This window comes from Streptomyces axinellae (assembly GCF_039532135.1).
In the GTDB taxonomy this organism is placed as follows: Bacteria; Actinomycetota; Actinomycetes; order Streptomycetales; family Streptomycetaceae; genus Streptomyces; species Streptomyces axinellae.
Genome location: NZ_BAAARJ010000021.1, coordinates 45,931 through 69,774 on the forward strand (window position 1 = coordinate 45,931; position 23,844 = coordinate 69,774).

General features: G+C 71.9%; 20 protein-coding genes and 1 pseudogene. 13 read left to right on the top strand and 8 right to left on the bottom strand.

The window, feature by feature from the left end; genetic code table 11:
- Positions 1–150 precede the first annotated feature (150 nt).
- Positions 151–1,605, top strand: coding sequence for an amidase (locus tag ABD339_RS27310; protein WP_344569656.1), 1,455 nt, complete (start codon positions 151–153; stop codon positions 1,603–1,605).
- Positions 1,606–1,770: 165 nt separating this feature from the next.
- Positions 1,771–2,235, top strand: a complete 465-nt coding sequence (locus ABD339_RS27315) for a MaoC family dehydratase (protein WP_344569658.1) — start codon at positions 1,771–1,773, stop codon at positions 2,233–2,235.
- 37 nt (positions 2,236–2,272) lie between these two features.
- Here ABD339_RS27315 and ABD339_RS27320 read toward each other — a convergent pair whose 3' ends face one another.
- A complete protein-coding gene (locus tag ABD339_RS27320; protein ID WP_344569660.1) occupies positions 2,273–2,890 on the bottom strand; it encodes a TetR/AcrR family transcriptional regulator in 618 nt (205 codons plus the stop codon).
- 105 nt (positions 2,891–2,995) lie between these two features.
- A pseudogene (locus tag ABD339_RS27325) lies at positions 2,996–3,255 on the bottom strand (alcohol dehydrogenase); the annotation flags it as partial.
- Positions 3,256–4,242: 987 nt separating this feature from the next.
- Between ABD339_RS27325 and panB the strand changes: the two are divergent.
- Genes panB through ABD339_RS27340 form a run of 3 tightly spaced genes read left to right on the top strand, consistent with a single transcriptional unit; the run spans position 4,243 to position 7,082 of the window.
- The gene (panB, locus tag ABD339_RS27330; RefSeq protein ID WP_425576117.1) at positions 4,243–5,091 is read left to right on the top strand and encodes a 3-methyl-2-oxobutanoate hydroxymethyltransferase; all 849 of its coding nucleotides are present in this window, start codon (positions 4,243–4,245) and stop codon (positions 5,089–5,091) included.
- 12 nt (positions 5,092–5,103) lie between these two features.
- The gene (locus ABD339_RS27335; protein ID WP_344569663.1) at positions 5,104–6,063 is read left to right on the top strand and encodes a cyclase family protein; all 960 of its coding nucleotides are present in this window, start codon (positions 5,104–5,106) and stop codon (positions 6,061–6,063) included.
- Positions 6,060–7,082, top strand: coding sequence for a Rossmann-like and DUF2520 domain-containing protein (locus ABD339_RS27340; RefSeq protein ID WP_344569665.1), 1,023 nt, complete (start codon positions 6,060–6,062; stop codon positions 7,080–7,082). Before ABD339_RS27335 ends, ABD339_RS27340 begins: the two co-directional genes overlap by 4 nt.
- A gap of 244 nt (positions 7,083–7,326) precedes the next feature.
- On the opposite strand, the gene ABD339_RS27345 is transcribed toward ABD339_RS27340, so the two are convergent.
- Positions 7,327–8,925 carry a CitMHS family transporter gene (locus tag ABD339_RS27345; RefSeq protein WP_344569667.1) on the bottom strand — a complete coding sequence of 533 codons (1,599 nt, stop codon included), beginning with the start codon at positions 8,923–8,925 and terminating at the stop codon, positions 7,327–7,329.
- A gap of 331 nt (positions 8,926–9,256) precedes the next feature.
- On the opposite strand from ABD339_RS27345, the gene hmgA reads away from it, so the two are divergent.
- Positions 9,257–10,633: a homogentisate 1,2-dioxygenase gene (gene hmgA / locus ABD339_RS27350; RefSeq protein ID WP_344569669.1), complete on the top strand. Its 1,377-nt coding sequence runs from the start codon at positions 9,257–9,259 to the stop codon at positions 10,631–10,633.
- Between the two features lies 1 nt (position 10,634).
- On the top strand, positions 10,635–11,393 hold the full coding sequence (locus ABD339_RS27355) for a GntR family transcriptional regulator (protein ID WP_344569671.1): 759 nt from the start codon (positions 10,635–10,637) through the stop codon (positions 11,391–11,393).
- Positions 11,394–11,453: 60 nt separating this feature from the next.
- Here the strand turns inward: ABD339_RS27355 and ABD339_RS27360 are convergent, their stop codons facing one another.
- Positions 11,454–11,720 (bottom strand): hypothetical protein, encoded by a 267-nt coding sequence (locus tag ABD339_RS27360; protein ID WP_344569673.1) that lies wholly within the window; start codon positions 11,718–11,720, stop codon positions 11,454–11,456.
- Between the two features lie 518 nt (positions 11,721–12,238).
- Here ABD339_RS27360 and ABD339_RS27365 point away from each other — a divergent pair.
- Both ABD339_RS27365 and ABD339_RS27370 read left to right on the top strand, forming a co-directional pair.
- The gene (locus tag ABD339_RS27365; RefSeq protein WP_344569675.1) at positions 12,239–13,384 is read left to right on the top strand and encodes a DUF5925 domain-containing protein; all 1,146 of its coding nucleotides are present in this window, start codon (positions 12,239–12,241) and stop codon (positions 13,382–13,384) included.
- 88 nt (positions 13,385–13,472) lie between these two features.
- Complete coding sequence (locus tag ABD339_RS27370) at positions 13,473–14,114, top strand: hypothetical protein (RefSeq protein WP_344569677.1); 642 nt, start codon at positions 13,473–13,475, stop codon at positions 14,112–14,114.
- A gap of 177 nt (positions 14,115–14,291) precedes the next feature.
- On the opposite strand, the gene ABD339_RS27375 is transcribed toward ABD339_RS27370, so the two are convergent.
- Entirely contained in the window at positions 14,292–14,675 is a 384-nt protein-coding gene (locus tag ABD339_RS27375) for a GntR family transcriptional regulator (protein WP_344569679.1), read from the bottom strand.
- A gap of 160 nt (positions 14,676–14,835) precedes the next feature.
- Here ABD339_RS27375 and ABD339_RS27380 point away from each other — a divergent pair, with 160 nt between their 5' ends.
- Positions 14,836–15,759 carry a GNAT family N-acetyltransferase gene (locus ABD339_RS27380; protein ID WP_344569681.1) on the top strand — a complete coding sequence of 308 codons (924 nt, stop codon included), beginning with the start codon at positions 14,836–14,838 and terminating at the stop codon, positions 15,757–15,759.
- Between the two features lie 69 nt (positions 15,760–15,828).
- Here ABD339_RS27380 and ABD339_RS27385 read toward each other — a convergent pair whose 3' ends face one another.
- Together ABD339_RS27385 and ABD339_RS27390 are read right to left on the bottom strand one after the other, a co-directional pair.
- On the bottom strand, positions 15,829–16,080 hold the full coding sequence (locus ABD339_RS27385; RefSeq protein ID WP_344569683.1) for a hypothetical protein: 252 nt from the start codon (positions 16,078–16,080) through the stop codon (positions 15,829–15,831).
- 91 nt (positions 16,081–16,171) lie between these two features.
- Positions 16,172–17,368, bottom strand: coding sequence for a MarP family serine protease (locus ABD339_RS27390; RefSeq protein WP_344569685.1), 1,197 nt, complete (start codon positions 17,366–17,368; stop codon positions 16,172–16,174).
- Positions 17,369–17,638: 270 nt separating this feature from the next.
- Here ABD339_RS27390 and ABD339_RS27395 point away from each other — a divergent pair, with 270 nt between their 5' ends.
- Positions 17,639–18,268, top strand: a complete 630-nt coding sequence (locus ABD339_RS27395) for a DoxX family protein (RefSeq protein ID WP_344569686.1) — start codon at positions 17,639–17,641, stop codon at positions 18,266–18,268.
- A gap of 470 nt (positions 18,269–18,738) precedes the next feature.
- On the top strand, positions 18,739–19,737 hold the full coding sequence (locus ABD339_RS27400) for a lytic polysaccharide monooxygenase auxiliary activity family 9 protein (RefSeq protein ID WP_344569687.1): 999 nt from the start codon (positions 18,739–18,741) through the stop codon (positions 19,735–19,737).
- A gap of 163 nt (positions 19,738–19,900) precedes the next feature.
- Here the strand turns inward: ABD339_RS27400 and ABD339_RS27405 are convergent, their stop codons facing one another.
- The gene (locus ABD339_RS27405) at positions 19,901–20,860 is read right to left on the bottom strand and encodes an alpha/beta fold hydrolase (RefSeq protein WP_344569688.1); all 960 of its coding nucleotides are present in this window, start codon (positions 20,858–20,860) and stop codon (positions 19,901–19,903) included.
- A gap of 560 nt (positions 20,861–21,420) precedes the next feature.
- Between ABD339_RS27405 and ABD339_RS27410 the strand changes: the two genes are divergently transcribed.
- Complete coding sequence (locus ABD339_RS27410) at positions 21,421–23,814, top strand: heavy metal translocating P-type ATPase (protein ID WP_344569690.1); 2,394 nt, start codon at positions 21,421–21,423, stop codon at positions 23,812–23,814.
- The last annotated feature ends 30 nt before the right edge of the window (positions 23,815–23,844 follow it).

Below are 23,844 nucleotides of genomic sequence, written 5' to 3' on the forward strand. Positions count from 1 at the left end.
GCCGCGGCCCGATCCACGAAGATCCACACGAGAGACCCCAGCGCCGGTGACCCGCCAGGGGTGCCGGTGCGAGGATGCGCCGTACAACCAGTCGGGCCTCGCCGGGGCCCGAGGACGTGGACGGCGCGACGCGAGGGAGTGGACGGCGCGATGGGGAAGTCCCAACTGCACGATCTGACGGCGGCGGAGCAGGCGGCAGCGATCCGGGCAGGCACCGTCTCCCCTGTGGAGCTGACGGAACACTGCCTGGAGCGGATGGACCGGCTCGGCGCCGAGGTGGGGGCATTCCTCACCGTCACGCCCGAGTTGGCCCGCGGGCAGGCACGGGCGGCGGAGGACGAGGCGCTGGCCGCACGCCGCGAGGGGCGCCCGCTTCCCGCGCTGCACGGCGTCCCGGTACCGGTGAAGGACCTCAACAACGTGGCGGGCGTCCGCACGACCATGGGTTCGGCCGCGCTCGAAGACCACGTGGCCACGACCGACGACCATGTCGCCGCACGGCTGCGCGCCGGGGGCTGCCCGATGCCGGGCAAGACCAACACCCCCGAGTTCGGGCTGCCGCCCTATACGGAGAACGCGCTCGCGCCGCCCGCGCGCACCCCCTGGGACCTCTCCCGCTCGGCGGGCGGCTCCAGCGGCGGCGCGGCGGCGGCGGTCGCCTCGGGGCTCGTCCCGGTCGCGCACGCCAGTGACGGCGGCGGGTCGATCCGGATCCCGGCCTCGGTGTGCGGGCTGTTCGGCATCAAGCCCAGCCGGGGCGTGGTCAGCCCCGGACCGACGCTGCACGATGTGACGGGCCTGTCCACCTCCGGGCCGCTGGCGCGCACGGTGCTGGACGCGGCCACCTTGCTGGACGTGCTGGCCGGCCCGATGCCCGGCGACCCCTACAGCGCGCCCTCTCTGCCGCCGGGTGAGACCTACGCGGACGCCGCGGCGCCCTCCCGCGCTCCGCGCAGGCTGCGGATCGCCCTGGTGACCACGGCGCCGGTGCCCGGAGTGGTGACCGATCCGGAGTGTGTGGCCGCCGCCGAGGGGGCCGCGGCGCTGCTGCGGGAGCTGGGACACGAGGTCGAGGCGATCGAGCTGCCGGTGGAGGAGTTCCTCAAGGACGCCTTCACCACGGTGTGGTCCGTATCGGCGGCGACGCGGCCGGTGCCCGAGGGGCGCGAGGAGTTGCTCAACCCGCTGACCCGTCAGCTGCGCGCGCGGGGCCGGGAAGTCCCCGCGCCCCGGTTCGCCGCAGCGCTGTACGCCTTCCGCACCATGGGCCAGCTGATGGCCGATGCGCTGCTCGCCCCCGGAAGCGGCTATGACGCGATCCTCTCCCCCACCCTGGCCCGGCCGCCGCAGCCGGTGGGCGGTCTGCGCAACGACGCCGACCCGCTCGCCGAGTTCGAGGGGAACGCCCGCTTCACCCCGTTCACACCGCTGTACAACGCGACGGGCCAGCCGGCGGTCTCGCTGCCGCTGCACTGGAGCGCCGCGGGCCTGCCCATCGGTGTGATGCTGGGCGGGCGCTACGGCGAGGACAGCCTGCTGCTGTCCGTATCGGCGCAGCTGGAGGCGGCCCGGCCGTGGCACGACCGGCGTCCGGCGCTGTGGTGACGGCTGGCGCCCGGGGGGCGGGGCTGGCATGCTGACATCCGAGCGGGACTGAGCAATCGCTTATTCGGCGCGCCTGCGGCCGTCGGCGACGCGTTCGTTCGCAGGACATTCGACAGCAAGACACCCCGCCCGCACAGGGCGCGTACCGCGTGGGAGGTTGTTCGCATGGCGGAACCCCGGGTCTTCACCTCGGCCGACGAACTGCGCGAGGCCACCGGCCAGGAGCTGGGCACAAGCGACTGGCTGGAGATCGACCAGAAGCGGATCGACCTGTTCGCCGACGCCACGGGCGACCACCAGTGGATCCACGTCGATCCGGCGCGCGCCGCCGAGGGCCCCTTCGGCACCACCATCGCGCACGGCTATCTGACGCTGTCCCTGCTGCCCTCCCTCATCCCGCAGATCATGCGCGTCGAGGGCATGCGGATGGGCGTCAACTACGGTGTGAACAAGGTCCGCTTCCCCTCCCCCGTGCCGGTCGGCTCCCGGCTGCGTGCCCGCGCGACGCTGGCCGAGGTCGCCACGGCCTCGGACGGCGGCGTCCAGGTCGCCGCAAAGGTGACCGTCGAGCGGGAGGGCGAGAGCAAGCCGGTGTGCGTGGCGGAGAGCCTCAGCCGTTACTACTGGTAGCGGGCGCCGGTAGCGCGTACCGCGTGCCGGTAGCGGGCTACCGGCCGCCGTCCCGGTATCCCGCCATACGCAGGGCGAGGCCGGCGTACAGCTCGCCGATCTCGTCCGGCGTCCTGCGGCCCTCCGGGCTGAACCAGCGGGCCACGTCGATGCACAGCGACACCACGGCCAGCGTCGTACCGCGGATGTCCTCGACCGCGAACTGACCGGTGGCCACGCCCTCTTGGAGCACCTCGCGCAGGATCTCCTCGCTGCGGCGGCGCAGCACCACGATCCGCGCGTAGTGCTCCTCGCCCAGCGCGGCCAGCTCGTACTGCACCACACGGGCCGTGGTGTGGTGTTCGGCGTGCCAGCGGACGAAGGCGCGGACGGCGGCGGCCAGGCGTCCGGCGCTGTCGCCCGCGCCCTCGACCGCCTCCTCCAGCACGGCGACGGACCGCTCGTGCCCCACCCTGCTGATGTGGAAGAGCAGCTCTTCCTTGGTCTTGTAGTGGATGTAGAGCGCGGCCGGGCTCATCCCCGCGCGGCCCGCGATGTCGCGGGTGGTCGTCGCGTGGAAGCCGCGCTCGGCGAACGCCTGGACGGCGCCCAGGAGCAGCCTGCGGGCGGCGTCCGGGGTGACGCCGCCGAACGACTCATCGGTCTCGACCGTCATCCCGCCACCCTATCCTGCGGGTGAGCGCCCGCTTAGTGCCGCGAGGGCCCCCAGAAGGGGCCGCAGTCAGAACACCACCAGGGTGCGTCCCCCGTCCCCGCGCGCACGCGCTGTCCTGTCGGCGGCGAGGACGAAGTCCGTCGCGCCGGCCGCCCGCGCGGCCCCTCCTTGTCCTCGATGACATCCGCGACGATCCCCCCGGCCCCGGCCAGCCGCGCGGACCGGAGCATCGCGAGGCCGACACCGCCGACATCGCCGACACCGGGGGCGGGCGACGGACTGCCGGGCCGCACCCGGGCGCCGTGGTGGACGGCGCCGTAGCCGGTGAGCACCGCGCAGCCCGGCCGCGCGGCGTCCTCCTGTGGCTTCGATCGCCAGGTGGCCCCGGCGAGTCCTGTCCTTCCAGTGCCCCTCCCGGCAAGCTGTGCCCTGTCGCGCCGCCCGGCACGCACTCCCCCGAGCTCTACGAGCAGGGGGCGCCCCCAGCGGCGTTGGCCGAAAGCCCTGGCAGCTCCTTCCCCAAGCTCTCAACTTCTCCCCCGGCCTTCGGCCGGGAGGGACCCCAGAGCAGGGGAGACCCCAATCAAGGACTTCCGGCCGCCTTGCGAGCGCACGCTCCCCCACGCTCGGCTCCGCTCGCGCGGGCGGTGCCCCCACGACGACGCTCCTCGACGGGCAAACATCGCCGGTCACGGCACTAGTACTCCAGCCGGACTCCGGTTGGCCATGGAACGGCAGGCGATGGTCGAGCGCCACATCTGTGCACGTCCGCGTCGAACTGACGTCAGACGGCTCGCCTCTCGTGAGCAGGCCGAGGCCAAGCTTCCACCCGCCCTTCGCTCCGGCTGGCTCGACCCGGTCGAGCGCTGTTCGCCGAACCGACGGACAGATGCGCCGCGGCGCGCACGTGCCCGCGTTCGAAGCCGGCATCCGTTGGGGCATGGCCGCCGCGCAGTCACGGTATCCCTGCGGCGCGGACCGAGCCCCGCAGTTCACAGAACCTCCACTCAAGTTGCTTCCACATGGCCAGTATTCGCGTCACCCCGGAAGGACGGAAGCATAAGTGCTGGTCACAGCGTTGCAAGGGTGCCCCTCAACACCTCCGGGGTCACCATGGAGGCCAGCTCGCCTCAACAACCGCAGACACCCCAGGCGTTGACTCCTTCCCAAGGGGTGGTGGAACGTGAGCCATGCGCGCGGACGGCGGATGAGGCCGCCTGTCAGGGGATGAACGCGGCGTGCCCGTATTCGATCGCCCCTCGACGTCATGTGCGCGAATGTGCATATTCCGGATTTCAGACTTGCAACGGTAAGGCGCCGTGTTGGCACGGCGGTGGGTAGGCGAGGAGGGTCTGTTGAGTTCGGACACGGAATCGGCGAGCGCGTTGTATGGGCGCAAGTCAGAACAGCGGGTGACAGTCCGCGAGCTGGCGCAAGCCAAGCGGCGTCAAGAGCGTTGGGTGATGCTGACGGCGTACGACGCCCTCACCGCAGGGCTCTTCGATGAACAGAAGGTGCCGGCGCTGCTGGTGGGCGACAGCGCGGCGAACGTGGTCTACGGCTTCGACTCCACGGTACGTGTGGGCATGGACCATTTGATGCCACTGGTGCAGGCAGTGGTGCGGGGCACGCGGCATGCACTGGTGGTGGCGGACATGCCGTTCGGTTCCTATCAGGATTCCGTCACTACGGCGCTGACCAACGCGACGCGGTTCCTGCAGGAAGGCGGGGCGCAGGCGGTGAAGCTGGAGGGCGGCGCCCGGGTGGTCGACCAGGTGTCGGCGCTGGTGGAGGCCGGTATCCCGGTGATGGGCCACCTGGGTCTCACCCCGCAGTCGGTCCACGCTTTGGGGGGCTACCGGGTCCAAGGCCGCGCGGAAGCCGGTGAGCAGCTGCTGGCCGATGCCAAGGCGCTGGCAGCGGCCGGGGCGTTTGCTCTGGTCCTGGAGGTGGTGCCGAGCGATCTGGCGCGTCGGGTCACCGCCGAAGTCGACATTCCCACGATCGGCATCGGCGCGGGCGCCGACTGCGACGCCCAAGTACTCGTCTGGCAGGACCTGGCCGGACTGACGCCCGCACCGGCACCGAAATTCGTCAAGCGCTACGCCGACATGCGCTCGCAACTGGCCGAGTCGGTCGGCGAGTTCATCGACGACGTGGCCGCCGGCAGATACCCCGATTCGCAACACTGCTACTCGTAGGAGTCAAATCCCGTGGACACTACACAAATAGCCGGTGACCTGACCGCCCTGTTGAAGGACGCCCCCACCAACTGGGGCCGGTGGGGCGACAACGACGAGCTGGGATGCCTGAACCTGCTCGATGCCGGACAAGTCCTGCGCGGCGCACAGGCGATACGGCAGGGCCGCGTGGTGACGCTGCAGCAGCTCATCGGGGACGCGGCGGACGAGCTGATGCACCCCAGCCGCGAGCCCGCGCAGCACACGATCACCCAGGACCGGCAGAGCTATCGGAACGGCACCGCCGTGCCTTTCCCCGGCGGGCTGCAGTTCGCCGATGACACACTCTCCATGCATCTGCAGGGCACCACCCACGTCGACGGCCTCGGACACGCCTGGTTCGACGACACCATCTACAACGGCCGCAGCGCCGACACCACCGTCGGCGGGATGCAGCATGCCGGGGCCCTGCCGCTGGCCGAACGCGGCATCGTCGGTCACGGCGTGCTCATCGACATCGCCGCGCACCGCGGCAAAGAGACGCTGGAGCCGGGCGAGACCTTCGACCACCACGACATCGTCGAATGCGCCGGCACCCAGGGCATCTCCCTCACCCCCCGGGACATCCTGGTGATTCGCACCGGCTGGCCGCGCTATTGCGCCCAGGCGGGCCCCGACGTGCTGACCGACCTCAACGAGCCGGGACTGCTCTACAGCCCCGAACTCGTCGAATGGTTCCGGAGCATGGAGATTCCGGTGCTGGTCACCGACACCATCGCCAACGAGGCGACCCGCACCCCCGGCGGCTCCCAATTCGCCCTGCACGGTGCGCTCATGCGCAACCTCGGCGTGGTCTTCACCGAGCTGGCCGCGCTGGAAGAGCTCGCCATGGACTGTGCCCGCGACAGCCAGTACACCTTCCTGTACGCGGCCTCACCGCTGAAGATCACGGCAGCCACCGGTTCGCCCGTCAACCCCCTCGCGATCAAATGAGCGACGGAAGAGCGCGATGGACCGTGAGCGTGATCGGCGGGGGGCGGGTCGGCACCGCACTCGGCGCGACCTTGGCCGGTGCCGGGCACCGAGTGGTGTGCGCCACCGGATCCTCGCCGGCCTCCCGGCGTCTGATCGACGAGCGGTTGCCCGGAACGCAGGTCAGCACGCCGCTGGAGGCCGCCCGTGCCGCAGACCTGGTGCTGATCGCGGTGCCCGACGACTCTCTGCACACCGTGGTCGAGGGGCTGAAGCCCCTCCCCTGGCACGGCAAACTCGTTGTGCACACCAGCGGCCGGTACGGCGTCCAGGATCTGGCCCCCTTGGCCGAGGCAGGCGCCGCCACCGCCGCCATCCATCCTGTGATGACGTTCACCGGGCAACGCGACGACCTTGACCGGATCGCCGGCACGCCATTCGGCCTCACCGCACCATCCGCCCTCACCGCCACCATCCGTGCCCTCATAGCCGACTTCGGAGGCACGCCCTTTTCCCTGCCGGAGGACCGCAGCCTCTACCACGCGGCCGTCGTGCACGCTGCCAATCACCTCGTCACCCTGGTATCCGCGAGCATGGACATGCTGCGCAGTACCGGAGTGGACGACCCCGGCGAGCTGCTCGGTCCGCTGACGCGGGCCGCTCTGGACAACACGCTGCGCCGCGGCGCGAACGCCCTGACCGGCCCCATCGCGCGCGGCGACAGCCGCGTGGTCGCCGGTCACCTCGACGCTGTGGCTCGCCACTCGGCCGAGGACCACCACGCCTACCTGGCCATGGCCCGCCACACCGTGCACCGCGCGGCAGCGACGGGGGGTCTCACCGACTCCGCTGCCGCCACGATCCAGAACATCCTGAACGACTCCGCAGCGAGCCACGGCCAGCAGGCGGCAATGGCGCAGACGCCGGTCCGGCATGGACGCGATCCGGTGGTGCTCGATCTGGTACCCCGTCCCAGCCGATCGCCGGATGATGCGCTGTCAGCAGCGTCAGAGAACCGATCCAGCACAGCGGGACGGTAGGCGCCTCTGGTCGGCGCTGTCAGCTGCCGCGCGAACGAAGGCCGTGAAGGTGGGTCTGCTGCCTGACGCCGATCCTCCGGGGGGGAATCGTTCGCAAAAGCGTCACGCTTCCGGGACGACTTATCCGGCCGCCTGACAGTGCGCGGGTACGCGTTGTCCGATCTGGTGGACGCGGTGTTGTGCGCGGACGGACCGGTGAGGCGTCGGAGTGCGGTGGAGCTCACTCGCGGAGTGCGTGCGCGCCTCACAGGATGCCGAACAGCAGCCCCGCGCCGAGGACGACGAGCGAGGTGAGCGTGGCCCACTTGACGGTGAACTTGGTGTGGTCGCCGAACTCGACCTTGGCCATGCCGATGAGCACGTAGACGGCGGGGACCAGCGGGCTGGACATGTGCAGCGCCTGCCCGGCGAGTGAGGCGCGGGCGATCTCGACGGCGCCGACGCCGTGCGCGGCCCCCGCCTCGGCGAGGATCGGCACGATGCCGAAGTAGAAGCCGTCGTTGGACATGAAGTAGGTGAACGGGAGGCTGAGTACCGCGGTCACGACGGTCATGTAGGGGCCGAGTCCGTCCGGCAGGGCGCCGACGAGGGTGCGGGCCATGTCCTCGACCATGCCGGTGCCGGTGAGGACGCCGGTGAAGACGGCGGCGGCGAAGACCATCCCGGAGACGTTCAGCACGTTGTCGGCGTGCGCGGCGATCCGGGCCTTCTGGTCCTTCATGTGCGGGAAGTTGACGGTGAGCGCGATGGCGGCGCCGAGCAGGAAGAGCACCGGGATGGGCAGCACCTGGGTGATCAGCGTCGCCAGCAGGGCCACCGTCAGCGTGGCGTTGAACCAGAACAGCTTGGGGCGCAAGGTGGCGCGGTGCGGGTCGAGCCCGAGGGCTTCGCCGTCCGGTTCTCCCGGGCCCTCGGCCGCCGCGCGGTCCCGGCTGTCCGTACCGTCCGCCGCGTGCTCGCCTCGGCCATGCGGGCTGTCCGGCCTGTCCGGGCCGCGCGCGGCACCCTCTCCGGCGCCGCCCGCGCTCCGGAAGGCGGAGGTTCCGCCGGGCAGCGCGCCACTGACGCCGCGCGCCCCCGCCGTACGGCCCCCGGCGCCCGCCAAGGCGGCCTCTCGCGCGGTCCCCGCCGTTCCGCTCGCCTCCGTCTTCCGGAGGATCCGCCCGGTCTCCTCGGTCTTCCCCACTCCCCCGGCTGCCTCGGCTTCGCCGGGGCCGTCGAGGGTGAGCGTGCCCAGGCGTTTGCGTTCGCGCAGGCCCAGGATCCAGGCCAGGAAGAAGACGAAGACCAGGCCGCAGGCCAGCGCGGGGATCATCGGGACGAAGACGTCGGTGGGGTCGAGCTTGAGCGCGCTCGCCACCCGGGCCGTGGGGCCGCCCCAGGGCACGGTGTTCATCACGCCGTTCGCGGTGGCCGCGATGCCCGTCATGACCAGCAGGCTCATCTTCAGCCTGCGGTAGAGCGGCAGCATCGCGGAGACCGTGATCATGAAGGTGGTGGAGCCGTCTCCGTCCAGCGAGACCACGGCGGCCAGGACGGCCGTGCCGACCACCACGCGCATCGGATCGGCCTTGCAGAAGCGCAGGATGCCCCGGACGATCGGGTCGAAGAGGCCGACATCGATCATCACGCCGAAGTAGATGATGGCGAACATCAGCATGGCCGCCGTCGGCGCGAGGTCCCCGATGCCCTTGAGGACGTAGTCCCCGAGGCTGGTGGCCTGCCCCGCCAGGACGCAGAAGAGTGCCGGGATCAGCACGAGGGCCGCCAGGGGCGACATCCGCTTCGTCATGATCAGCGTCAGAAATGTCGCGATCATGACGAAGCCGAGAACAGTGAGCATGGGGATCTACCTCTACGTTCGCCGTTGAACTCCGCACCCCGTGGGCGGCGGTTCGGATGACCGTAGGTGCCCCCAGAAGGCCGCCACAAGACGTCCAGCCATAAACAATATGAGCAAAACCCCAGCTCAGCGCGGTGTCACCGCGCGGCTCCCCTTCGCGCCCCCTCGCGCCCCTCGTAGCCCTGGCACCCGCGCATGCCCCCGCACCCGCGCACCCCCGTACGTCCGTGCCCCTCATGCACACGTCTCGTGCGCCCGTGCTTCGTTGACGAGGACACCATCTGATTCCTATGGTCCTGCACAGGAATCCTTCACGCGGCGGGAGTTGGCGATGGATCAGAGCACCAACAGCACGGACGCCGGAGAGCGGCGGACCCGGGAGCGGGCGCTCAAGGCGGCGGAGGGCCTCGGCCACCTGTCGGGATTCGGCAACGAGCACAGCAGCGAAGCCGTCCCGGGGGCGCTCCCCGTCGGCCGCAACTCCCCCCAGCGCGCCCCCCTCGGCCTGTACGCCGAGCAGTTGAGCGGCAGCGCCTTCACCGAACCGCGCGCCCGCAACCGCCGCTCATGGCTGTACCGCATCCGCCCCTCGGCGGCCCACCCCCGCTTCGTACGGGCGGACAACGGCGCGCTGGCCGCCGCTCCGTTCACCGGCACGGAGCCCGACCCCAACCGGCTGCGCTGGAACCCGCTGCCCGAGCCCCCGGCCGGCACCGACTTCCTCGCGGGCCTGTGGACCCTGGGCGGCAATGGCGACGTCACCCAGCGCACCGGTATGGCCGTCCACCTCTACGCGGCCAACGCCGCGATGACCGACCGCGTCTTCAGCGACGCGGACGGCGAGTTGCTGATCGTGCCCGAGCGCGGCGGGCTGCTGCTGCGCACCGAGTTCGGACTGCTGCGGGCCGAGCCGGGCCATGTGGCGCTGGTCCCGCGCGGGGTACGCTTCCGCGTGGAACTGCTGGAGGCGTCGGCGCGCGGCTATGTCTGCGAGAACTACGGCAGCCCCTTCGTCCTCCCCGACCTGGGCCCCATCGGCGCCAACGGGCTGGCCAACGCACGGGACTTCCTGGCCCCGACGGCGGCCTACGAGGACGAGGAAGGCCCCGTCGAGGTGGTCAGCAAGTACTGCGGCAACCTCTGGAAGGCCGTCTACGACCACTCGCCGCTGGATGTGGTCGCCTGGCACGGAAACCACGTGCCCTATGTCTACGACCTGCGGCGCTTCAACGTGCTCGGCAGCATCAGCTACGACCACCCCGATCCGTCGATCTTCACGGTGCTCACCTCGCCCTCGGACACCCCGGGGCTGGCGGGCGTGGACTTCGTGGTCTTCGCGCCCCGCTGGCTGGTCGGCGAGGACACCTTCCGCCCGCCGTACTTCCACCGGAACGTGATGAGCGAGTACATGGGGCTGATCCAGGGCGCCTATGACGCCAAGGCCGGCGGCGAGGGCGGCTTCGTGCCCGGCGGGGGTTCGCTGCACAACATGATGTCGGCGCACGGGCCCGACAGGGAGACATTCGAGCGGGCCTCGGCGGCCGAACTGGCACCGCAGAAGATCGACGACGGCCTCGCCTTCATGTTCGAGACCCGCTGGCCGGTCTCCCTCACCGAGCAGGCCCTCGGCGCCGGACATCTCCAGTCCGGCTACGACGCGGTATGGCAGGGACTTGAGCGCCATTTCGACCGGCCACAGCGAGGGTGATGTGTCCCCTTTCACGCCGGATCCGGTCGAGCTGAACCGGAAACTCCCGCTCTGGTACCAGGTGTCCCAGTCGCTGCGCGCCTCCATACTCGGGCGCCCCACCGGAGCCCCGGACCGGCTGCCGCCCGAGGACCAGCTGGCGGGGCACTACGGGGTGAGCGTCTTGACCATGCGCCAAGCGCTCAAGGAACTCGAGTCGGAGGGGCTGATCAGCCGGCACCGCAGGCGCGGCACCTTCATCGAGCCGCACGCGCGCCGCGCACGTCCGGTGCGGCTGCTGGGCTCGGTGGACACGATCGTGGCCCAGCAGTCCGGGGAGCCGACGACCCTGCTGGATTACGGGCCCGAGCCGGTGCCCGCCGAGCTGGCCGGGCACTTCCCCGGGGAGCCGGAGGCGGTGGCGTACCGCAGGCTGCGGCGGGACCGGGAGAGCGGGGAGCCGACCAACTGGGCGGTGAATCTCATCCGTTCGGATGTGGCCAAGCTCATCGACCCGGAGGATCTGCGGCGCGGCTGGCCGATGACCAAGGTGCTGCGGGACGGGGTGGGGGTGCGCATCAGCCGGATCACCGACACGGTCGAGGCGCGGCTGGCCGAGCCGGAGACGGCCCGGCTGCTGGAGGTGCCGCTGCTGAGCCCGATCCTGCACTACACGGGGGTGACCTACGACGGGGAGGGGCGGGTGGTGGATGTCGTACGCATCCGTTATCGGGGGGATCGCTTCGCCTTCTCCGTCACGCTGGAGAACGTGACGGACTGAGCCGGAGAGAGACGGACCGAACGGCCGCCGGGACCGTCCCCCACAGTCCGGCGGCCGGATTCAGCCGCGCCCGCCGAAGATCGTCCGGCGCAGCTTGCGCAGCGGTGCGAACAGCGAGACGCGTGCGCCCCGGTTCTTCGTCCGGCTCCGTGCGGCGTCGCGCTGAGTGATCTCTCGCATCAGCGTCGTCGCCTCCTCCGTCTCGACCTGCGGGACGGCGGGGCCGGCGAGCACGGAGAGATGCCGGTCGAGCCGCGAACTGGTCGCGCCCGTGCCGCATTTGATCGCAGGCACTCGCGCCCTGCTGCTCATCGTTATCTGTTCCATGTCACTCCCCACCCGTACGAGGGCACCCGACCCTTTGGGCAGAGTAACCCTATCTCCCGACTACGACACGCGTGTATCCCGGTCACAGGATTCACCTGCCCCACAGGCTCGTTGACGAACACCGTACGAGGAGACAGCATGCGGCGCACCTTCGGGGTGCGGGGCGGGAACGGGCATAATCCGCCCGGATCGGGTGGTGTGTCCCCCTCGGTGTGACCGAAGGCCGCCACCCCGTCGCCCGCCGTCACTCCAGCCCCCCCATCACTCCCACCACTCCGCCCCCGGGGGTACGCGACCCCTCTCACTCCCCTCTCTCCCCCGTGGCCGCCCGCGGGGCGCGCGATGCGCCCCTCCCCGCTCCGGGAGTACGGTGCGAGGTGCCCGCGGTACAAGGCGCCTGCCGAGGCGTCCGCCCGGGGGCGCCCGTCCGGGGAGGTTGCGGCCTGCCGGGGCGGGGCACGCCTTCGGCGTGGAAACCCGTGTGCGCGTGCGGGCCCCCATGCCGGATCATGGCCGTCATGTGTGCCGACAGCCGCCCCGACGACAGGAGCGAGATCCTGGCTTCCGAGACTCCCACCCCGCCCGAGCTGGCGCTCCCCGCCCGGCTGGCCATCGACGACAGCGACTCCACCTCCGACATCATCGACGCGCTCTTCCTGGGGCGCTTCACCATGGGCGAGCAGCCCTACGCGCGCAGCCACACCGTGGACCGCGTCAAGAAGGGCTGCACCCTGCTGCCGCCGGGCGCGAGCGTGCTGCGCGAGGCGAAGGACGACAACTCCGGCTCCGTCCTGGCCGAGGGCGAGGGCTGGACGGTCCGGGTGTCGCGCTGGAGCCAGGGCGCAGAGGTGACGGTGACAGCGGTCACCGACGAGCTGGCCGAGCAGCGGCTCAAGCAGGCCATCGACGGCGCGGAGGACGAGCCGGAGCCCCAGGAGGACCAGGTGTCCATGGGCTTTTGGTACCACTCCCCCATGCGCGGCCCGCGCCGCACCTCGCGCACGATCAGCGCCGGCGCGTGGGAGGACGTGCGGGCGAACTACACGGCGCCGGTGGCCACGGCCATGGACGAGCTGATGAAGGTCACCCCCGACGAGATCTCCGGGCGCCTTCTGCTGCTGCACGGCCCGCCCGGCACCGGCAAGACCTCCGCGCTGCGCACGCTCGCGCGCTCGTGGAGCGACTGGTGCCAGGTCGATTGCGTGCTCGACCCCGAGCATCTGTTCAACAACATCGGCTATCTGATGGACATCGCCATCGGCGCGGACGACTCCGACCCGGAGTCCGGACGCTGGCGGCTGCTGCTCCTGGAGGACTGTGACGAACTGATCAGAGGCGAGGCGAAGTACGCGGCGGGCCAGGCGCTCTCGCGGCTGCTGAACCTCACCGACGGGCTGCTCGGGCAGGGCCGCAACGTGCTGGTCGGCGTCACCACCAATGAGGACCTGGAGCGGCTGCACCCGGCCGTCGTACGGCCCGGACGCTGCCTCGCCCGGATCGAGGTCGGCTCGCTGACCCACGACGAGGCCACCGCCTGGCTCGGCACGGACGACGGCATCGGCCGTGAGGGCACGACGCTCGCGGAGCTGTACGCCCTCAAAAAGGGCAAGTCCCCCGCCCATGTGCCCTCCCAGGAGCGCGCGGGCTCGGGCCTCTACCTCTGAGCGACTCCCACCGAAGGGATGACAACCATCGGTGGGGGTCGCTGGTCTGTCTCTACGACAGTTCACTCACGGGGGAAGGCACGCAGCCATGCGGCACACATCTCGGCACACATCCACGCGCACGCTCACCGCCCGCCGCGCCGCGGCCGGCGCGACCGCCGTCACGGCCGCCCTGGCCCTGGCCCTGCTCACCGCGGGCCCGGCCACGGCAGCCCCGGCGCCGGGATTCCTCAAGCCCGGCGACCTGCCGCCGCACCCGTCCTCGGCCTGGTACGCGGGCAAGGTCACCAAAGGGCTCCCGGACCCGGAGACCTTCTGCCTGGAGGGCGCGATCCCGGCCGGGAACGGCACCTACCACCGGTCCTTCCGCACGGACCTGGACGCCGGCGCCGAGCAGGTCGGCGTCACCACCGCTTCACCCACCGAGGCGGGGAAGCTCGCCGCGAGGCTGGAGTCGCGCGTCGCGGACTGCGCCGCCGACTGGCTGCGGGCCAACCCCGGCGCATCGGCCTCCTGGGCCGACTACGGAAAGGTCGCCGCGGGCGACAGCGCCCACGTCTACGGCGTGCACACCGCGCCGCCCGAATCGGAGCACGGGGTCAGCCTGTTCGCGGTCGTCCGCAAAGGAGCGAAGGTGACAGCGGTGCGCTGGAGCGCGATGGGCACGCTCACCGATGCCCCCGTATCCCCCTTCCGCACAACAGCCGAACAGGCCGCCACCCGCCTGTAGTCCCCCGCTCGCCCCTCTCCCCGCCGCGAGGGCGCCCCTCTTCCGCTGTGATTCTTCCCGCCGCGACTCTTCCCGCCGCGGCGGCGCGAAGCCCGACGACGCGGACCGGCAGTGCCGGGACACCTGTGGAGCCCGCCCTTGCGGAGCCGGGCTCCACAGGCGGGAGAGCGGACGCCGTCAGGCGTCATCCGTGGCTTTGAGGGCCTCCGTGACCGCCGAGAGCGCCGTGGGCTCGTCAGCGCCCAGACGGCGGGCGCGGCGGGCGAAGACCATCGCCGCGTCGGCGAGTTCACGCACGGCCGCGTCTCCCACAGCGGCCACGAACGTTCCGTTGCGGCCCCGCGTCTCGATCACCCCGTCGGATTCCAGGGCCCGGTATGCCTTGGCGACGGTGTTCGCCGCGAGACCCAGCTCTTCCGCGAGGCCGCGCACCGTCGGCAGCTTGTAGCCGGTGGGCAGCTCGCCGGCCCGCGCCAGTCCGGCGATCCGCGCGCGGACCTGCTCGTACGGCGCCTCCGGGGAAGCGGCGTCAACGGTGATGCTCAAGGGGTTCGGGGCCACGGATCCTCCGGGGGAGCGGATGGGCAACGGACCGATTCTCCCCCAGCGGCCTTCCCTCCGCCCTCCCTGCCGCCGACAGCGGAACGGACGGCGGACGGCGGAGGCTGCCGTGGCGGAATTCCGGAGACGGCGTGCGGGCGCTGTCGTAAGGTCCCGCCCCATGACACCCACCGTGCGGACCTTCCGCCCCCAGGACGCGGGGGCCGTCGCCGCGATCCGCCGTACCGCCGTACCGCATCTCGTCTGCACCGCCGAGGCTCTGCTGTGGCAGGTGACGCACGCGCCGGTGAGCCAGGGGCTGCGCTGGCTCGTCGCCGAGGAGGCGAACGGCACGCTCACGGGCTGCGCCGACGCGGGTCTGGTGGCGGGCAGCACCGAGCCGGGGCAGGCGTTCCTGCATACGGCGGTGCTCCCGGACACGTCCGGCGCGGGCGCCGGCTCCGCTCTGGCGGCGGCGGGCGAGGCGTACCTGGCGACACTGCGGGCCCGCAGGGTGCACACCTGGGTCACGGACACTCCGCGTGCCCGCGGCTTCGCCGAGCGCCGGGGCTACGTCCGCTCCCGGCTGGCCCGCTTCCTCGGGCTGGACCTGCGGCGCGCCGCGCTCCCCGAAGCGCCCGGCGCCATGCCGGACGGGTTCGTGCTGCGTACCGTGGCGGACTTCGGGACGCGGCTGCGGCCCCTGTACGAGGCCGACTTGGAGTGTTCGGCCGACGAGCCGGGCGATGTGAGGGTGGGCACGGTGCCGTACGAGGAGTGGCTGCGCCTCAACTGGCAGCGGCCGGACTGGGATCCGGAGCTGAGCGGGGTCGTCATGGCGGGTGCGGAGGTCGCCGCGTACAGCGTGGCGCAGACGGACGGCATCGACCGCTACTGGTCGGGGATGACCGGCACCCGGCGCGCCTACCGGGGGCGCGGGCTCGCGCGGCTGGCCAAGGCGGCGGCACTGCGGCGCGCCCGCGCCGCGGGATACGCGCACGCGTTCACCGGCAATGACGCGACGAACACCCCGATGCTCGCGGTCAATCACCGGCTCGGTTACACGGAGGCGGGCGCCGAGTGGCGCTACGTCAAGGAGCTGTGAGCCCCCGGTCCCGGGGCATCACGGGCCCGGGGGCACCCGGAGCCGCCAGGCACGGGGCGCCGCCAGGGGTCAGTCGTCCACGCACTTGGGGTACTTCGCGCCCCGGTTGCAGTCGTGGTAGTCGTACTTGCTGACCCGGAACTTCTCGCCCGCGGCACCCTTCGCCTTGCCGCCCTTCGCCGGGTCCACGACCAGGTAGAACTTCTTCCCGTCCTTCACCTTGTCGGTGACTCGCCCCGCCGGGCCCTTGTCGAAGTCCTGGGCACATCCGGTCAGGACGAGTGCGGCGAGGGCGAGGGCGGCCGGGAAGAGGCGGCGCATGACGTGCTCCGTTCAAGAGTGGGGCGGCCGGCCAGCATATGCGCCGGCCCAGGGGCCGTCGCCGCTGGGCCCGCCCCCTCACACGCTCTCTTCACAGCGCTGAGCGGTCTCCCGTATCGACGGGCCGCGTCGCGTCCGCCGCCTGGCGCGCGTGCGAGCGGACCTGGTCGGCGGTGAGCGCGTAGCCGGTGCCCGCGTCGCTGGTGGAGCGGGCGAAGACCAGCCCGTAGACGCGCCCTTGGGGCGTCAGCAGCGGTCCGCCCGAGTTCCCCGGGCGGACCTGGGAGCGTATGGCATAGATGTCGCGGGTGGTCAGCGAGGTGCCGTAGATGTCCTGGCCGCGTGCGGTGGTGCGTTCGGCGACGGCTGCGGCGCGCAGGTCGAGGCCGCCGTTCTCGGGGTATCCGGCGACGACTCCCTGGTCGCCCCGGGTGGCGTCGCCCGCGAAGCGGAGGGCCGGGGCACGCAGTCCGGGGACGTCGAGGACGGCGATGTCCTTGTCGGTGTCGAAGAGCACGACCTTGGCCTCGTAGGGGCGTCCGGTGCCGCCGACGCGCACGGTCGGGTCATCGACACCCGCGACGACATGCGCGTTGGTCATGACATGGCCGCGCGCGTAGACGAAGCCGCTGCCTTCTTGGCCCTGTTGGCCGCCCTCGACATTGGCGACACCCTCGACCTTGACCGTGCTGCGCTGTGCCGCGCTGGTGGCGGCGCGGGTGACGGAGTCGCCGGAGGGCTCGGGCACCTTGCCGCCGGGCTCGTGCTCGAAGGGGTTGAAGACCTGGGGGAAGCCGGCGGTGGTGAGCGCTCCCGTGGCGCGGTTGAACCAGGTCGCCGCGCTGTCGGGCATCCGCTCGTGGACGATCTCCAGCGCGGTCGAGCCCCGTATGGCCTGGTTGAGGGCGGGGGACGGGGAGACGGACAGCACGCTGGCCGCCATCCAGCCGACGACGAACACCGCGACGATGTTGACGACCGCGCCGCCCGCGCCGTCCACCCACCGCACGGGCCGCCAGCGCATGGCACGGCGCAGCCGCCAGGCCAGCTGGGAGGCGAGCGCGTGTCCGGCGAGCGCCGGCAGCAGCACGGTCAGCAGGGCGAGGACGGTGGCCGAGGTGGTGCCCGCCTCGACGAGGCCGAGCACGAAGGGCAGCAGCCAGACGCCGATGGCCGCGCCGCCGACGAAGCCGGCCAGGGCGAGGAGCCCGGCGACGAGCCCTCTGCGGTATCCGGACCCGGCGAAGGCGAGCGCCGCGAGAATCAGGAGCAGATCCAGCAGGTTCATGGCCTATGCCCCCTCTCTCGCTGTCTCGCCGTTCTCGCTTCGGCGCCAGTTCTCTCTTCGGTGCTTGAGGAAGAAAACGCGCGAGCCCCTCCTCCCGGTTCCTTCTGTGACAGACCGCACGCGCACCGTTGTGCAGGTCCAGACCAATCGCTACGGTCGGGAATTGCTGGACCGTGCGCGCCTCCCCCCGTGCGCCCCGCGCACCGGGCTGCTCGCCCGCGTCCCGCGCCTCGCCATACGCGGTCCCTACCGACGTAGGAGTCGACAATCATGCACACCCCCCACGTAACGCTGCATGGCCTTTCCGGTTCCACTCCCGCCTCCGCAGGCTCATCCACCCTCTCCGTCCCCTCCGATCCGCCCGCCTCCACCGACCCGACAACCCCACACGCGGCGCAGGCGTCACGGTCGTCCCAGCACGGCTACGACGCCGGGCTGCTGGCCCTCCGGCTGGTGCTCGGACTGACCATGGCGGCGCACGGCACCCAGAAGCTGTTCGGCTGGTTCGGCGGCCACGGGCTCGACGGAACCGCCCAGGGCTTCACCGCGATGGGATACCCCGCCGGGCGCGCCATGGCCACGGTCGCCGGTCTCACCGAGACGCTCGGCGGCCTCGGACTCGCGGTCGGCCTGCTGACCCCGCTCGCCGGGGCCGCCGTGCTCGGCACCATGGTCAACGCCTTCACCGCCACCTGGGACGGCGGGTTCTTCGCACCGGAGGGCGTGGAGTACGCGGTGGTACTCGCCGCCGGCGCGGCCTGCCTCACCCTGACCGGGCCGGGCCGGTACGCGGCCGACCGGCTGCTGCCCGTCCTGCGCGACCACCGTCTCGCCCACGGCCTGGCGGCGCTGGTCCTCGCCCTGGTGACCGCCTGCGCGGTGCTGCTGACGCGCGCCTAGCCGGACGGCGCGCGCTCCTCCCCACACCTGGCTTCCGCGCACCCACGCGTCCGTGCGCCCGTGCGACCAACGCCCCGCTCGTACGGCGCCCCGCTCGTACGGCGCCCCGCTCGTACGGCGCCCCGCTCGTACGGCGCCCCGCTCGTACGGCGCCCCGCTCGTACGGCGCCCCGCTCGTACGGCGCCCCGCTCGTACGGCCCGGGTCCGCGCCTGCGCGTGACCCGGGCCGGATCCTGTGTGAGTGCTTAGCCGGACCTTAAGCCAGCCATAAGGATCGCCCTTTCTCCCACTGGACAGGCGAAACGGGGCTCCGGCGGGACTAGCGTACTGATCATCGGGGCGGGTTCAGGGCGTGCTGCCGGGGAGGGCGGCACGCCGGGGCCTGCCCCGTACCCCCACGCGTACGCCCCCCACGTACGCCGCCCCCGCGCCCCAGATCGATTGTCCCCGCGCCAAGGAGACCTCCACCATGACCGTCCGCCGTAAGACCACCGGCATCGCGGCCCTGGGCTTCGCCCCGCTCGTGCTCACCATGGTGTCCGCGGGACCCGCCGCCGCGCACGGCTCGATGACGGATCCCGTCAGCCGTGTCTCCGCGTGCTTCGCCGAGGGACCCGAGGCTCCCAAGTCGCCCGCGTGCCAGGCCGCTGTGCAGGCCGGCGGGACGCAGGCGTTCTACGACTGGAACGAGGTCAACATCCCCGACGCGGCGGGCCGGCACAAGGAGATCATTCCCGACGGGAAGCTGTGCAGCGCCGGCCGGGACAAGTACAAGGGGCTCGACCTGCCGCGCGCCGACTGGCCCGCCTCGGAGTTGAAGGAGGGCAAGCACACCTTCAGCTACAAGGCGACGGCCCCGCACAGGGGCACCTTCGAGCTGTACATCACCAAGGACGGCTACGACCCGGCCAAGCCGCTGAAGTGGTCCGACCTGGAGGACAAGCCGTTCGCCTCGGTGACGAACCCGACGCTGAAGGACGGCAGTTACGTGTTCGACGGCACCGTCCCGAAGAAGACGGGCCGCCACCTGATCTACAGCACCTGGCAGCGCTCGGACAGCCCGGAGGCGTTCTACACCTGCTCCGACGTCACCTTCGGCGGCGATGCGGCCGGCGGCGGCGTGCCCGGGAAGGGCGAGGAGAAGGAAGTTCCCCCGGCGCCCGCCGCCCCGGACAACGACCAGGTCAAAAAGGGCCTGAAGAACTCGACCGTGGACCACCAGGGCCACGGCGGCGAGCACCCCGCCTCGCACACCAGCCCCAGCCCCTCGACGGAGCCCGACGAGCAGCCCACCGAGGACGCCAACGCGCCCGAGCCCAACGGCGGGGACGACAAGGCACGGCTCGCCGAGACCGGTGGCCAGGACAACACCGCGCCCCTGGCGATCGGTGGCGCCGCGATCGTCGCCGCCGGTGCGGGTCTGCTGATCGCCACGTCCCGCCGCCGCGCCTCCAAGTCCCGCTACTGACCCAGGTCCCGCCGCTCACCCGGCACTGACCCGGCGCTCCGGCCGCATACCAGAGGTGGCCGGAGCCGCCGCCGAAACCGCCGCCGTCTCTCCCTTTGGCCTTCACCTCAAAGGGGGAGACGGCGGCGGCGCGTGCGCTCCGGGGGCTCTCAGCGCGGCGGGCTCAGGAGAAGCAGGTGGTGGGGGTGGCGTGGGCGGGATCCAGCGCGTTCGCCGTCTCGTGGAAGGCCATCCGGTCGGCGAGCCCGATGGCGAGGTGCTCGGAGACGTTGACGGGGCACAGGTCCTGAAGCGTCACGTTCTTGACGTCGGGGCCGTCCAGGAACTGGGATTTGTAGGGCGTGACGACCTCGTCGTACTTGGTGGCGATGACGGTGTACTTCACGCCGGGCACCGTGTCCCCGCCCGCGTTCAGCTTCTTCAGGAACTCGGAGCCCTCCTTCTGCTGCAACAGCGCGGGGCCGATCTCGTCGACGACGTCGCCGACCGGCGGGAACTGGTCGACGAGTGCGGTCAGCCCGCTCAAAGTGGTGCCGTGGTTGCTGGGCGCGATGCCGACCAGCGCGTTCACCTTGGCGGCGCCGCCGCCGAACTTGAGGTACTGGCGGGGCATCATGCCGCCCTGCGAGTGGCCCACGACATCGACCTTCTGGGTGCCGGTCGCCTGGAGCACCTTGTCCACGTAGGCGCTGAGCTGCTCGGCGGACTTCTCGATGGGGCCGAGCCCGTGGAAGAGGGGCTTGCCGGGGAGTTGCCCGTAGTCGAGGGAGAAGACGCAGTAGCCGCGCCCGACCAGATAGGGCGCCAGCCCCAGCCAGTTGTCCACGGAGTTCCCGAAGGTGCCGTGCACCAGGACGACGGGGCGGGGGTGGGCCGCCGAGGGCTTGCAGGAGTAGTCGTTCCAACCGCTGCTCGTCTGTTTCTCGGCAGCCGCTGACACTGGCGCTGACGCGGGCGCGGGCGCGGGCGCGGAGGCAGGCGCCGACGCGGACGCGGGTGCCGCGAGGGCGGTCGCGGTGGCGGGCAGTGCGGTCACGAGGACCGCCATGGCCACGGCGGCGGCCGGTCTGCGCACACGCTGTGCTGAGGGCGCTGGCGGTTTCGGCTTCGGCTTCGGCATCATGTCCGGCTCCTCGCGCGGTGAGGGTGGGGGTGGTGGGGGTTGGCGCGGAGTTGTTGAGCGCCGTCAACTTACGCGCGAGTAAGGAAGCTTGACCAGTACCGGGACCGGACGAATTCCGTCCCGGTGCGGGGCGGATTCCGTCCCAGGGCGGAGCGGACTCCGTCCCGGCGCGGAGCGGATCCGGCCCCGGTGCCGGCGGTTTCGGCCCCGGTGCCGGCGGTTTCGGTCCCGGTAGGCGCCAGGCTCAGCACCGATATGCGCCCGCGGCGACTCGCCCGCCGCCTCGTCCGCGTACGCCGCGACGGCCGCCGTGCGGACCTCGCCGGGCCTCCTCGCCCAGCCCCCCGCCCGGCCCCCGTGGGCGAGCCCGGACGGGTCTTCACCCTCGCGTCACCCGGACAGGTGAACCCGCAGCACACGATACCCCTAGGGGGTAAAATTCAGACCTCGGGACACCTTGCGTCAGATAGGGGGTGGGGGTATACATGTAATCGGCGCTACCAATACCCCCAGCGGGTATGACACAGTAGTGCACGCGACACCCTTGCCCAGGAGGAGCGATGACGAGCACCACAGCGCGGGACACCGGACGCCCCGGCTCCGGCCCCGGCACAGCCGAGGTCGAGCTGGCGATCGGCGGGATGACGTGCGCCTCGTGTGCCGCCCGCGTGGAGAAGAAGCTCAACCGCATGGACGGGGTCAGCGCTTCCGTCAACTACGCGACGGAGAAGGCGAAGGTCAGCTACGAGGGCGAGGTGGCGGTCGCTGACCTGATCGCCACTGTCGAGGCCACGGGCTACACCGCCACCCCGCCGGCCCCCGCCCGCAACAGCCCCGGATCGGGCACCGGCGCGGCCACCGGATCGGAGAGCGAGGCCGCAGATGAGCGCGGCGGCGGTGATGCCGAGGGAGACGCCGAGCTGACAGCGCTGCGGCAGCGGCTGACCGGCTCCGTCGTCCTGGCTCTGCCGGTGATCGCGATGGCGATGATCCCCGCCCTCCAGTTCGACTACTGGCAGTGGCTCTCGCTCACCCTCGCGGCGCCCGTCGTGGTCTGGGGCGCGTGGCCGTTCCACCGCGCGGCCTGGGTCAACGCCCGGCACGGCGCCGCCACGATGGACACCCTGATCTCGGTCGGCACCTCGGCGGCGATGCTGTGGTCGCTGTGGGCGCTCTTCTTCGGCACGGCGGGCGAGCCGGGCATGACGCACTCCTTCGAGCTGTCGATCGCCCACACGAACGGCGCCGGCAACATCTACCTGGAGGCCGCCGCCGGGGTCACCGCCTTCATCCTCGCGGGCCGCTATTTCGAGGCGCGCTCCAAGCGCCGCGCCGGAGCTGCCCTCAAGGCGCTGCTGGAGCTGGGCGGCAAGGAGGTGACGGTGCTGCGGGAGGGGCGCGAGGTGCTTCTGCGTACCGAGGAGCTGGCCGTCGGCGACCGCTTCGTCGTACGCCCCGGGGAGAAGATCGCCACGGACGGCACGGTGGTCGAGGGCAGTTCGGCGATCGACGCCTCGATGCTGACCGGCGAGTCCGTGCCCGTCGAGGTCGCCACCGGTGACCCGGTGACGGGCGCCACGCTCAACGCGGGCGGTCGGCTGGTGGTCGAGGCCACCCGTATCGGCTCCGACACCCAGCTCGCGCGGATGGCGAAGCTGGTCGAGGACGCCCAGAACGGCAAGGCGGCTGCCCAGCGGCTGGCCGACCGCATCTCCGCCGTCTTCGTCCCGGCGGTGATCGTGCTCGCGCTCGGCACCCTCGGCGTGTGGCTGGCCGGCGGGGGCGGGCTGACGGCGGCGTTCACGGCCGCGGTCGCGGTGCTGATCATCGCCTGCCCCTGCGCGCTGGGCCTGGCAACCCCGACCGCGCTGATGGTCGGCACCGGGCGCGGCGCCCAGCTCGGCATTCTGATCAAGGGCCCGGAGGTGCTGGAGAACACCCGCAAGGCCGACACCATCGTGCTGGACAAGACCGGCACCGTGACAACCGGCGAGATGACCCTGCTGGCCGTCCACGTGGCGGAAGGGACCCAGAGCGGCACCGGCGAGGGCGCCGCCACCGGCACTGCCACCGGGCAGGGCGGCGCCACCGAGGAGGAGGTACTGCGGCTGGCGGGTGCGCTGGAGAACGCCTCGGAGCACCCGATCGCCCAGGCGGTGGCCAAGGGCGCGGCCCAGCGGTACGGCACACTGCCCGTCCCCGAGGACTTCGCCAACGTTCCCGGGCTCGGCGTCCAGGGCGTCGTCGAAGGGCACGCGGTGCTGGCCGGCCGCGAAAAGCTGCTCCAGGACTGGGCGATCGGCCTGCCCGCCGGCCTGGCGCGGGCCAAGGAGGCGGCCGAGCAGGCCGGCCGCACCGCCATCGTGGTGGCCTGGGACGGCGCGGCCCGCGCCGTCCTGGAGGTCGCCGACGCGGTGAAGCCGACCAGCGCCGAGGCCGTCCGCCGGCTGCGCGGCCTGGGTCTGCGGCCGGTGCTGCTGACCGGCGATCACCGGGCCGTGGCGGAGACGGTGGCCGCCGAGGTGGGCATCGCGGCCGAGGACGTGATCGCCGAGGTCATGCCCGAGGACAAGGTCGGCGTCGTCAAGAAGCTCCAGGACGAGGGACGTTCGGTGGCCATGGTCGGCGACGGTGTCAACGACGCCGCGGCGCTCGCCCAGGCCGACCTGGGGCTCGCGATGGGTACCGGCACGGACGCCGCGATCGAGGCGGGCGACCTCACGCTCGTGCGCGGTGACCTGCGCGCCGCCGCCGACGCGATCCGGCTCTCGCGCAAGACGCTGGGCACGATCAAGTCCAACCTGTTCTGGGCGTTCGCCTACAACGTCGCGGCGCTGCCGCTCGCCGCCGCCGGGCTGCTGAACCCGATGATCGCGGGGGCCGCGATGGCCTTCTCCTCGGTCTTCGTCGTCGGCAACAGCCTGCGCCTGCGGAGGTTCCGCGCCGCGGTGTGAAGGACCCGGCCCCGAGGGTGCGACCCCGGC